The sequence below is a fragment of the Chitinophaga sp. 05T412 genome, assembly GCF_056396465.1.
In genome coordinates this window covers 1-454 of record NZ_JBFTLN010000085.1, presented here as the reverse complement: position 1 = coordinate 454, position 454 = coordinate 1, and the positions used below count along the sequence as shown (strand labels likewise).

The following is a 454-nucleotide window of genomic DNA, read 5'->3' as shown; positions in this document are numbered from 1 at the left end:
GTGCCCCGGCGGGGGTCAGCCGCCGAAGCGGCGGTGCCGGCCGGCATACGCCCGGAGCGCCAGCAGGAAGTCGACGTGGCGGAAGTCGGGCCAGTACGCCTCGCAGAAGTAGAACTCGGAGGTGGCGCTCTGCCAGAGCAGGAAGCCGCCGAGGCGCTGCTCGCCGGAGGTGCGGATGACGAGATCGGGGTCGGGCTGACCCTTGGTGTAGAGGTGCCCGGCGATGTCGTCGGCGGTCAGGCCGGCGGCGATCTGCTCGATGGACTCGCCGGCCGCGGCCCGCTCGAGCAGCAGGTCGCGCACCGCGTCGGCGATCTCGCGGCGGCCGCCGTAGCCGACGGCGACGTTGACCGTCATGCCGTCGACGTCCTTGGTGCGCCGGGCCGAGTCCCTGAGGCTGTCGGCGGTCTCGCGCGGGAGCAGGTCACGCGCGCCGACGATCTTCAGGTGCCAG

Annotated in this window: 1 protein-coding gene; it reads right to left on the bottom strand. The window is 73.1% G+C overall.

Annotated features, from left to right (window positions below):
* Positions 1-15: 15 nt before the first annotated feature.
* The coding region (gene uppS, locus AC1DFM_RS34790) for a polyprenyl diphosphate synthase (protein ID WP_477081382.1) at positions 16-454 on the bottom strand (439 nt) is incomplete at its 5' end.